This window comes from Kocuria rosea subsp. polaris, assembly GCF_001483755.1.
Classification (GTDB): domain Bacteria; phylum Actinomycetota; class Actinomycetes; order Actinomycetales; family Micrococcaceae; genus Kocuria; species Kocuria cellulosilytica.
The window spans coordinates 272830-284138 of record NZ_LQBK01000022.1 but is presented as its reverse complement, the minus strand read 5'-3'; the positions used below and the strand labels follow the sequence as shown (position 1 = coordinate 284138).

9 protein-coding genes are annotated in these 11309 nt (G+C 65.1%); 5 read left to right on the top strand and 4 right to left on the bottom strand.

Features of this window, described 5'->3' with window-relative positions; genetic code table 11:
- Positions 1 to 141: 141 nt before the first annotated feature.
- The 3 genes from AVL61_RS11540 to AVL61_RS11530 form a co-directional block, all read right to left on the bottom strand.
- Complete coding sequence (locus tag AVL61_RS11540) at positions 142 to 876, bottom strand: hypothetical protein (RefSeq protein ID WP_157571397.1); 735 nt, start codon at positions 874 to 876, stop codon at positions 142 to 144.
- 124 nt (positions 877 to 1000) lie between these two features.
- Positions 1001 to 1579, bottom strand: coding sequence for an aminoacyl-tRNA hydrolase (gene pth, locus AVL61_RS11535; RefSeq protein WP_058874465.1), 579 nt, complete (start codon positions 1577 to 1579; stop codon positions 1001 to 1003).
- A 98-nt stretch (positions 1580 to 1677) separates the two neighbouring features.
- Complete coding sequence (locus AVL61_RS11530) at positions 1678 to 2295, bottom strand: 50S ribosomal protein L25/general stress protein Ctc (RefSeq protein ID WP_058874464.1); 618 nt, start codon at positions 2293 to 2295, stop codon at positions 1678 to 1680.
- Positions 2296 to 2809: 514 nt separating this feature from the next.
- On the opposite strand from AVL61_RS11530, the gene AVL61_RS11525 reads away from it, so the two are divergent.
- Positions 2810 to 4282, top strand: coding sequence for a sugar transferase (locus AVL61_RS11525; RefSeq protein ID WP_058874463.1), 1473 nt, complete (start codon positions 2810 to 2812; stop codon positions 4280 to 4282).
- Between the two features lie 327 nt (positions 4283 to 4609).
- On the opposite strand, the gene AVL61_RS11520 is transcribed toward AVL61_RS11525, so the two are convergent.
- A complete protein-coding gene (locus AVL61_RS11520) occupies positions 4610 to 5410 on the bottom strand; it encodes a WecB/TagA/CpsF family glycosyltransferase (RefSeq protein ID WP_058874462.1) in 801 nt (266 codons plus the stop codon).
- 377 nt (positions 5411 to 5787) lie between these two features.
- Between AVL61_RS11520 and AVL61_RS11515 the strand changes: the two genes are divergently transcribed.
- From AVL61_RS11515 to AVL61_RS17520, 4 genes are all read left to right on the top strand, one after another.
- Entirely contained in the window at positions 5788 to 7248 is a 1461-nt protein-coding gene (locus AVL61_RS11515) for a sugar transferase (protein WP_058874483.1), read from the top strand.
- Positions 7249 to 7608: 360 nt separating this feature from the next.
- Positions 7609 to 8070 carry a hypothetical protein gene (locus tag AVL61_RS11510; protein ID WP_058874461.1) on the top strand — a complete coding sequence of 154 codons (462 nt, stop codon included), beginning with the start codon at positions 7609 to 7611 and terminating at the stop codon, positions 8068 to 8070.
- 303 nt (positions 8071 to 8373) lie between these two features.
- On the top strand, positions 8374 to 9921 hold the full coding sequence (locus AVL61_RS11505; RefSeq protein WP_082697108.1) for a sugar transferase: 1548 nt from the start codon (positions 8374 to 8376) through the stop codon (positions 9919 to 9921).
- A 329-nt stretch (positions 9922 to 10250) separates the two neighbouring features.
- Complete coding sequence (locus AVL61_RS17520) at positions 10251 to 11309, top strand: glycosyltransferase (RefSeq protein ID WP_082697107.1); 1059 nt, start codon at positions 10251 to 10253, stop codon at positions 11307 to 11309.

Sequence of the window (11309 nt, the reverse complement as noted above, 5' to 3'; positions counted from 1 at the left end):
CTTCGAGCCGGTCCGCCTGCTCGGCTCCGCCATCGGCGACCTCTAGACGTAGGGGCATACGGCGGTGCGCTCGGGCGGTTGCCGTTGCCCGAGCGCAAAATCACCGCTTGTACATCCTTGGAGTCCTGCCGACAGGAATGTTCACTGTTCGCTTTGGTCGGGACTGCCTCGAAGCCCAAGCTCGCTCCACCAAGACGCGAACAACAGGATGACTGACGTGGTCAAGACCTTCACGGCGACACGGATGGCCACCGCTGTGAGTCCTAAGGCTTCGTAGAGGTGTTCTGGCGCGAGCACGCTGAGGAGGACGTACCCCAAGGCCACGATGCCGAGGGGCGAAGCACACCACAGCAATATGCGAGACGCATGTTGCGCTTCACGATGGCTGCGCCGGTAAGCGCGAAACAGCCAGGCGCTCAAAGGCATCGCTACGACGAACCAGAAGAAGGCCCCACCAAGTTCCTGGACACTCGTCGCAGACAAACCCGTGCTTCCAAACACGGGGGCGATAGCTTGCCCAGCTCGCTCGTGGAGGGTAAAAAAGTCGTCCGCCATCAGTATGGTCAGGATCCCAGCCCAAGCACGGAGAACCTCATGTCCCTTCTGGCGGGCTGCCAGCCGAAAGAGCAATCCTGCCGCGAGGGCCAGCTGTAAATGGCCAAAAAGTTCGATGACCGAGCCGTCACCTGCACGGTTCCACGGTGTGAGCGGTCGGAACGGCGTGGTCCAGGTTTGGGCCGGGTCGACCGCACCTGCAAGGTGGTTCAGCACGAATCCCACCAGCAACAACGCATCAAGCAGGAACACTGCGATGCCGATGGCGATCGATCTAGGGGCGCCTTCTTCACGTATCGGAATTGGTGACTCCTGCCCCACCCCTGTGCACCTCGCTATCCTTCACCCACCGCCCGAGCATAGAGACAGGCGGTTGACAGAAGTAGCTCAAGTCATTTGTGAAGCGGGGAATGTCTGCCCATGTCGGAGAGGGGATTGCGGTCACTCAGCGTGCGTGGAAGCGTTGCTGCGCCTCGAGCAGGCCGTTCTCGACGAGCTGCTCGACCGCGTCGGCGGCGTCGTCGAGCAGGAAAGGCAGCTCCTTGCCCTCGGTGGAGGAGAACGGCTTGAGCACGTAGGAGGCGGCGTCCATCCGGCCCGGCGGCCGGCCCACGCCCACGCGCACCCGGTAGTATTCCTTGGTGGACAGGGCCTTGGACATGTCCCGCAGGCCGTTGTGCCCGCCCTCTCCCCCGCCGATCTTGAGCTTCAGGGCGGCGAAGGGGATGTCGATCTCGTCGTGCACGGCGACGACCCGTTCGGCGGGGATGCCGTAGAACTTGGCGAGGCCGGCCACGGGGCCGCCGGAGGTGTTCATGTAGGTCATGGGCTTGGCCAGCACCACGCGCGGTCCGCCCGGGCGCAGCCGGGACTCGAGGACCTGGGCGCGGGCCCTGTGCACCTTGAAGCTCCCGCCGAGGCGGGAGGCGAGCTCGTCGAGGACCATCTGCCCCACGTTGTGCCGGGTCCGGGCGTACTCGGGGCCGGGGTTGCCCAGCCCCACGACCAGCCATGCGTCGGACATCGGTGCCTCCATCGAAAAGGTGCAGAGTGCGGTCATGCGAAGTGCGGGGCGGCCCGGTAGCCGCCCCGCACTCCGGAGGATCAGTCGAGCGGTGAGGCTCAGGCCTCGTTCTCGGGGACGACGTCGCCCTCGGGGGCCTCGGTCTCGCCCGCGGACTCGGACTCGCCGAGGTCCTGGGCCTGGGGCTCGGAGACGTTGATGACCAGCAGCTCCGGGTCGGAGACCATGGTCACGCCCTGGGGCAGGCGGACGTCGGCGGCGTAGACGTGGTCGCCCACGCCGTGGCCGTCGAGGTTGATGACGACGTCCTCGGGCACGTTCAGGGCGTCGGCCTCGACCGTGAGGGTGTTCTCCTCGACGTTGTGCACGGCGTTGGGCTCGACCTCGCCGATGACGTGGACGGGGATCTCGACCTCGACCTTCTCGCCGCGGCGCACGGCCAGCAGGTCGACGTGCAGGATCTCGGGGCGGGTGGCGTGGCGCTGGATGTCCTTGACCATGACCAGCTCGGTGCCGCCGTCGAGCTGGAGCTCGAGCACGGCGTTGGAGTGGCGCACGGCCAGCATGGTCTCGTGACCGGGGATGATCACGTGCTTGGGCTCGGCGCCGTGGCCGTAGACCACCGCGGGGATCTGGTCGTTGTTGCGGATGCGGCGGGCGTAGCCCTTGCCGAAGTCGGTGCGCGTGGTGGCGGGGATGCGGATGGTGTCAACCATGGGAACTCCTCGGTAGCGGGTCTGTCGTCGGAATGGCCAGGCGATACCGGCCGCAGACCCTCCCCCGCGTTCTGGACGCTGGGCGGGACACCCGGAGGGGCGCCGCGCCGGTGGGGCGGGAACGTTCAACCAGCCGTCGTCGATCACGGGACCGCAGGGGTCCCCTCGCCTTGGCAACCGCACAAGGTTAGCACGGTCGACTCACGCGAACGTTGCCCCATGTCATCGCATATGTGAATTCACATTCGGCCATTATTGGACAAAAGTAAGTATCGGGAGCGCCTTCGCTTTAGAGTCGGTACCGCGGCAACCACGACCAGTCGGATCGATCCGATCCGGCGAGGAGGTGCCAGTCGATGGGGGTTGACTGGTTCACAGTGGCACGCACTCCGGAGCCGGCTGACCGGGGCAGTCCAGAGAACTCGCCGACGATGCATTCGCGAGTCCCGGCACGGCCCTGTTCACTCGGAGGAGTTCGGCCATAGTGAGGCCGCGGGGGGAAAGGACAACACCCGTGCTCAAACAGACAACAGCAACACGTTCGACAGCGTGGCGCGAGAATTATGTCAACAGCCTACGCAGGATTGACGCGGTTGCGCTCGCGCTGGCCGTCGGGGCAGCTCAGATTGCCCGTTTCGGTTTCGACGACAAGGTGCTACCGCTGGAGAACGCACCCATGCCCTATTGGCTGGTGGGTTTGTTGCTGGCCATCGCTTGGTGGATGTTGCTGGACCTTCGCGGGACCAGAGACGTCCGCCTGATTGGCTACTGGGTCGAGGAAACCCGCGAGGTCGTCTCTGCAACACTCATGCTTTTCGGCGCTCTCGCCATCGTGTCGTTCGCCTTGGACATCCCGGTGGCACGCAGTTACGTCATCCTGGCCCTTCCCATCGGTCTCGGATTGCTGCTCCTGGCTCGTGGTTTGATGCGGCGGCACTTGCTGGTTCAGCGGTCACGCGGACTCACCATGTCCAGGACACTCGTCGTTGGTCGCCAACCTGGAGCGGCCGAGTTCGTCCAGTATCTGCAGGACAACGCCGACCCAGGCTTCACACCTGTAGCGGTGTATTCCCCACCGGCAGAGGAGCCACTTTCAGCGGCGCTCGCGACCGTACAGATGCCTCCGAACCTGTGGCCAGAGAATGGGCGCGCCAGTGTGGAAGAGATCCTGAACACGTGCCGTGAATACCAGATTGAGACGCTCGTGCTGGCCGCAAGCGCCCCCCTCAGCTCTGAGCAGGTCCGCCACCTGAGCTGGCATCTGGCTGATGAGAACATCCGCCTGATTCTCGACACTGGACTCACTGATATCGCAGGCCCGCGAATCCACACCCAACACTTGGCCGGCCTGCCGCTCATCCACGTTTCCACGCCCAAGATGACCCTCGGCAAAAAGTGGAGCAAGCGTGCGGTCGACATCGTCGGATCTGTTTCGGCTCTGCTGGTGCTCTCCCCGGTGATTCTGGCCCTCGCACTGATCGTCAAGCTCCACGACGGCGGTCCCATCCTGTTCGCCCAAGAGCGCATCGGCATGGAAGGGCGGCGCTTCAAGATGCTCAAGTTCCGCAGCATGCGCACGGACGCCTCGTCTCTGCAGAAACAACTCATGGCTGAGGCGGGGAGCAATGCTCTACTCTTCCACCTGAAAAACGACCCGCGTGTGACCAGTCCGGGGCGCTGGATGCGCAAGTACAGCCTCGACGAACTGCCGCAGTTTGTGAACGTCCTCAAGGGAGAGATGTCTCTGGTGGGGCCACGCCCGCAGGTGGAGGCGGAGGTGGCCGAGTACGAGGACTACGCTCACCGCCGCCTCCGGGTGCTACCTGGAATCACGGGTCTGTGGCAGGTCTCCGGCCGCGCCGATCTGGGGTGGGAACAGACGGTTCGTCTGGATCTTTACTACGTCGAAAACTGGTCACCCGTGCTGGACTTCGTCATCCTGCTCCGTACCTTCAAAGCAGTTGTCGCTCGAGAGGGAGCGTACTGATACTGCCGAGCCCGACCCGACTAGCCATAACAGGAGTCGGGGCGATGCCAACCTTCGGGCGGCACCAGTGGGACGCCCTGAAGCACAAAGAAGTTGAAGGACGTCCCATTGGTGTTGCCCCGTGCTGGCCAATGCGGTGAGTGTCGACCCCGGCGACGGGAGCGGCAAGAAGTTCGGGATCCTGGACCTGACCACCCTTCCGCCTGCAGTTCGAGCGATCACTGGCACACCATTCCCTGCACCTTGAACCCCTGCGCGCCGAGGACCTCGCCGCCCGGCGCAGAGCCAAGACACTTCTTCGATCACGGTTGAGGTACGGCGATACATTCAGGCGCCCACGGGCGCGACTTCGTCCTTCCGCATGGCCTTGGTCGCCAGCAGGTAGGCGAGGATCCACGGCTCAACGACGTACCGGTGTCCCAGCCGCCGCGGCTGGGTGACCAGCCGGTAGGCCCACTCCAGCCCGATGGGTCCGAGCCACCGCGGCGGGGGCTTCTGGATGCCGGCGTACTCGTCGATGCCGCCGCCGACGGCCGCGTAGATCGCCGTGGGCAGCTCCGCCCAGCGCCGGCTCAGGAACTCCTCCTGCAGCGGCATGCCCAGGCCCACGATGACGAAGTCCGGCCGGAACTCCTGGAGCTCCCGGACGATGTGCTCCTCGAGCACGGGGTTCCACCCCTCCCCCGGCCAGCCCTCGACCTGGCCGGCGGCTGCGTCCCGCCGGAGCATGTCCACCGTGCGGGCGTTGCCCGCGGCGGTCGCGCCGACGACGGCGACGCGCCGCACCGGGGTGCGCCCCATCAGGCCGGGCAGCCAGTCCAGGGTGCCGAGGCGGTGCCGCTTGGCGCTGAGGTCGCGCCCGGACCGCCACTTGGCCAGCTTCAGGACAGGGAACCCGTCGGTCAGCACCACGTCGGCCTTCTCGTAGAAGGCGCGGAACGTGGCGTTGACCTCCCACGTGTAGAGACTGTGCAGGTTGTGGGCGAGGACCGCGGCCTTGCGCCGCTCCTGCCACGTGGCCGAGATCCAGCGGTGCAGCTCCTCGGCGTCCATGGGCGTCACCCGGACACCGCTGACCGGGATCTCGATCGGGCCCGTGCTCTGGGCACGGCTCTGGTGCTTCAACATGCGAACTCCCCCTGTGCTGCGCCTCGGCGGCGCCTTGCTCCCCCGCCGGCACCTGGTGATCGGGTCGGCGGCTTCGGCAGGGAGCGCCGTCCGTGGTGCGGCGGGATCCCCCCGGATCTCCGCCGGCACACCGGCACCCCCTGGAGCGCCGGTCCCGTGCCCACCAGCCCTGGTGGCCGGGATCATGCGCCTGCATTTACGCTAGCAAAGCAGTGACCGCATCACGCCAGCAGGACTGTCCCCAGTTAAGGGCCTGTTTGCATAGATGTGCACTTGTAAAGTCATCGATGGGGGCCGGAACCACGCCGGGGGGCGTAGGAGGAGTGTTCCGGCCCCCATCACACTCGGGGGGAGTGACCAACGTGCTCAAGAAGAACATGTCCGTGCGGCCTGCCGCCTGGCGGGACACCCACATCAGCAGCCTGCGGCGCGTGGACGCGACCGCCCTGGCCGCCACACTGGTGCTGACGCAGCTGCTGCGCTTCGGCTTCGAGCAGGAGGCGCTCAGGCTGGGTCAGCTGACCATGCCGTACTGGCTGGTGGGCGCCCTGCTGGGTGCCGCCTGGTGGGGCTGGCTGGAGCTGCGGGGCGCCCGCGACGTGCGCCTGATCGGCTACGGCGTGGAGGAGAACCGGCAGGTGGTCTCCGCCACGCTGGTGCTCTTCGGCGCCCTGGCGATCCTGTCCTACGTACTCAACGTGCCGATGGCCCGCAGCTACGTGGTGATCGCCCTGCCGCTGGGCACGCTCCTGCTGCTGGCCGGGCGCGGCCTGGTCCGGCGGGGGCTGACCCGCCGCCGGCTGACCGGCGAGGCGATGTCCCGGACCCTGGTGGTCGGACGCGTGCCTGGAGTCGTGGAGATGCTCAAGTCCCTGCAGCAGCACCCGGCCGCGGGCTTCGACCCGGTGGCGGTCTACGCCCCGTCGTCGTCGCGCGTCCTGCCGCACCACCTGGCCCGGGTGCCGATGCCCGAGAACATGCTGCCCGCCGGGGAGGCGCCGTCCGTGGAGGGGATCGTGGCCGCGTGCCGCGCCCACCGGATCGAGACCCTGGTGATGGCCGCGTCCGCGCCGCTGAGCTCGGAGGAGCTCCGGCACCTGTCCTGGTACCTGGCCGACGAGCGCATCCGCCTCGTCCTCGACACCGGGCTCACCGACATCGCGGGCCCGCGCATCCACACCCAGCAGCTGGCCGGTCTGCCGCTGATCCACGTCTCCACACCGCGGATGAGCCGGTCACGACTGCTGCTCAAGCGCCTGGTCGACCTCGCCGGCGCGCTTACCGCCCTGGTGGTCCTCTCCCCCGTGATGCTCGTGCTCGCCGCCATCGTCAAGGCACACGACGGCGGGCCCGTGCTCTTCGCCCAGGAGCGGACCGGCCTGGACGGCTCCAGCTTCAAGATGCTGAAGTTCCGCTCGATGTACACCGACGCCGAGGAGCGCAAGGCCGAGCTGATGGCCGCCAACGACGCCAAGGGCGGGGTGCTGTTCTTCATGGCCGACGACCCCCGGGTCACCACCCCGGGCCGCTGGATGCGCAAGTACAGCCTCGACGAGCTCCCGCAGTTCCTCAACGTCCTCAAGGGCGAGATGTCCCTGGTGGGCCCGCGCCCGCCGCTGCCCTCCGAGGTCGCCCAATATGAGGAGCACGTCCACCGCCGGCTGCGGGTCAAGCCCGGCATCACCGGGCTGTGGCAGGTCTCCGGCCGCGACGACCTGGACTGGGAGCAGGCCGTGCGCCTGGACCTCTACTACGTGGAGAACTGGTCCCCGGTGCAGGACTTCGTGATCCTGCTGCGCACGGTCAAGGCCGTGGTCGCCAAGGAGGGCGCGCACTGACGAGCCGGCCTCGTGGCCCCGGCGCGGCGCCCCGGAGGCAGCGGCGACATCAGTCGAGACGTGGTCCAGGAAGAATTTCGCGTACCAGGGTTCTGCGGTGCCCACCGTCTTCGAGCCGGGGCAACGAGGCCCTACGCCTGGCACTGGTTGTGAGCTCCCCAACACCTGCCTACAGCACGGTCTGGACAATGGTGCACAGCAAAGCACTTCCGGCATAGGAACAAGGCACTGACAATAGACTTTTGTCCGGTCCGATGGGGACCATGTGGGGACAGAAAACGGCCCCCACTAGGGCCGTCGCCCGGATACGCTCGGAGCACCCCAAGAATCCGTACCCCTCGACGGACAAGCGAGAATCCGATGCACACCACCCCCCTTGCCACCGACGTCCAGCGCTACCTCGAGTCCTGCTCCCCCGCCGGCCTCACCCTCCTGGACCTCGACATTGTCGAGGACGTCGCCGAGCTCACCCTGGCCTTCACCCCCGAGGCCCTCGACCAGGTGCTGCGCAACCAGCTGCGCATCACCGGCGCCCCGAGCGACTGGGACTGCCCGAAGGCGTCCATGGAGGCCGGTACCCCCACCTGGGCCTACGCCCTGGACATGGCCTACCTCTTCAACGAGCACTACTTCGGCCACCTGCTCCTCGAACGCCACGAGGCCGCCCTCGGCCAGATCCTGGCCGTCCACGGCAACGACGGCACGCCCGTCGTGTTCCGCCCGGCCTACACCCCGGACTGCCTGGCGCTGAGCCTCCGCCGGCTCAAGGCCGAGCACCTCCGCGCCGCAGGGCTCACTGCACCGCAGGTCCGCGCCGCCTGAGCACCACCCACACCACCGCAAAGGTCCCCTGAATGGGGGACACGCAATCGCACTCTGAAGGCCGGGCCGACCTCCCCGCCCGACGACGTGATCCGCGTCACCACTAGGCACAACGCCATTCCGCAGGTTCCCGGCACCAGCTGATGCAAATGCAAACACCTTTCGTCATAGTGTCGGTTTCATCCATTTGCGCCCCTAAACTGGTGACAAGTGCAATGCAGCGCGCGGCCCACCGTCTCCTTCACGGGCTGGAGGAGACCACCCCAGGTGGCCGCGTGCTTTGTTCGGGGAGGGAGCACCAGCATGCTCAAGGTCGATCAGGTCGCCCACGCGGCAGCGCAGCATCACATCCAGGGGCAGGGCGACCAGCGTCATCAGGTCCACGCCGAGCGCACCCCGGCGTCTCAGACCGGCTGGCGCTCCGCCTATCTCAACCGACTGCGCTGGGCCGACGGTGTCGCGCTGATGGTCACCCTTCTGGGCACCCACCTCGTGCGCTTCCAGCTGGAGCACGCCGGCCTGCACCTGGGCCCGCTCTCCGTGCCGTACTGGATCGTCGGCATCGTGCTCGCGTTCGTCTGGTGGATGCACCTGGGCCTGCGCGGTGCCCGGGACGTCCGACTGATCGGCCACGGCATGGAGGAGACCCGGCAGGTGGTCCACTCGAGCCTCATCCTGTTCGGCGCGATCGCCATCATCTCCTTCGGCTTCGAGATCCCCACCGCCCGCAGCTACGTCCTCATCGCCCTGCCCCTCGGCATCGGCCTGCTCATCCTCGGCCGGTTCGGCGTGCGGGACCGACTGGTCAAGGCCCGCTATAGGGGCGAGGCCCTCTCCCGGACGATGGTGGTCGGTCGCCTGGGCGGCGCGGTCGACCTCATCAAGTCACTGCGCCAGTACCCCACCTCGGGACTCGAGGCCGCCGCCGTCTACGTCCCCGAGACCCGCAAGCCGATCCACGCCGAGCTGCAGCGCTTGAATCTGCCCCCCAATGCCCTGGCCCCCGGTGAGCGGCCCTCCGTGCGCGGTGTCATGAACGCCTGCCGCCGGCACAGCATCGAGACCGTGGTGCTGTCCTCCAACGTGCCGCTGAGCACCACGGAGATCCGCCACCTCAGCTGGGAGCTCGCCGACGCCCACATCCGGCTGGTCATGGACACCGGCCTCACCGACATCGCGGGCCCCCGCATCCACATGCAGCAGGTGGCCGGGCTCCCCCTCATCCACGTGGCCACTCCCAAGCTAAGCCGCAGCCGGGCGCTCACCAAGCGCCTCATGGACATCCTCGGCTCCGCAGCCGCTCTGCTCCTCCTCTCCCCCGTCCTGCTGGCCCTGACGCTGATCGTCAAGAGGCACGACAAGGGCCCCGCCTTCTTCGCCCAGGAGCGCATCGGTCAGGACGGCAACCGCTTCAAGATGCTGAAGTTCCGAAGCATGCGCACCGACGCCGAGCAGGTGCTCCAGCGCCTCAAGGAGCAGAACGAGGGCGCCGGCCTGCTGTTCAAGATGAAGGACGATCCCCGCGTCACCGGGCCCGGGAAGTGGATGCGCCGCTACAGCTTGGACGAGCTCCCCCAGTTCCTCAACGTCCTCAAAGGCGAGATGTCATTGGTCGGACCCCGCCCGCCGCTCCCCGCCGAGGTGGAGCAGTACGAGGACTACGTCCACCGCCGCCTGCGCGTACGGCCGGGCATCACCGGCCTGTGGCAGGTTTCAGGCCGGTCCAATCTTGACTGGGAACAGTCCGTGCGTCTGGACCTGTACTACGTGGAGAACTGGTCCCCGGTGCAAGACATGCTCATTCTAGGACGCACCTTCAAAGCCGTCGTGGCCAAGGAGGGGGCATACTAATTGGTCTTCCGAGGCAGACATCCAGCCGCTAGCGAAAGAGGGGCTCGCTGGCTAGCACCACGTGCTGCGCCTCAGCATAAGGCATAAGGCATAAGGCAAGTCTCATCGAAATTAATGTAACTTTCCAAAGCGGGAACTAACTCCACAACTGACATGCTCTTAACAAACAAACAGCGCCAATACAAAGTAACTACACCGATCTGCCGAGCGGCTCGCACTGCCCAATCCTGCAGTCAGTATATACATTTCACTTCTAAAATAAAAGACGCCCAAATGGACACCAAAAATCCAATCAAACGTAGCCGCCAACCAACAAAAGGCGTTATAGCGTGAATCGCACACATCCCCCAGTCGGCAAATATACCCCCCGTACCATTCTTCATGTCACGGAGTGCTACGAGGGTGGTATTAGCCGAGCAATTCGAAGTATCGTGCGACTTGTGCCAGAGGACGTACACCTTCTGCTGGGCACTGGCAAAGACCTAACATCCGATGTCGACTTGTTCGCATCCGTGGTTAGATTGCCATCCAACCCCGCACAAGCCATTCGCAAGATCCGGGCAGTCACACGAAATTTGACCCCAGACGTCGTTCATGCACACTCTTCATGGGGCGGCTTCTATGCTCGCACGATACCCCTCCCTTCTTCCGTCGTATACCAGCCACACTGTTATGCGTTCGAGGCCCCCAACCGGAGCTGGGTCGAACGTGCTGCATTTTGGGCAGCAGAATACGTAGTTTCGCATCGCACCTCGAGTGTGTTGACACTTTCGAAACACGAAATGGATCTCGCCATCCGTCTGAACGCCAAAATTCCGGCATATCACCTACCTAATGTTCCAACATTGCCTGTGCTATCCCCAGAAGTCGCCAATGCCCGGCCATACACAAAGTCGGTATACATGATTGGGAGGGTGACCCCCCAAAAAGATCCGGAGTTTTTTATATCGGTAGCCAATCAAGTACGCCAGCGGTTGAAAGACATCGAATTCGTCTGGATAGGCGATGGCGAGACAGAACAGGTCGAAAAACTACAAGCGAAAGGCATTCGGGTTACGGGATGGCTAAGCGCTGATGCCCTTACCGCCGAACTTTCTACGGCTGGTGTTTACCTCCACACCGCGTCCTACGAAGGGTTTCCACTCAGCGTCCTCGACGCAGCTTCTCAGGGAGTGCCGATCATAGCGCGAAGCATCCCATGCTTCAATGGAACGCCACTTCTGCAAGCCCGTGACCCAAAGAAATTGGCAAGACATGTTATAGACGCCCTTACCAACCAACACACGCGCTCATCCGTTATTGAGCACGGGTACAGCCTGCTGAAATCCATGAACGAACAAGCACAAACGGATGCTTTGAACATCGCCTACGAGAATTCCAGGAAATGA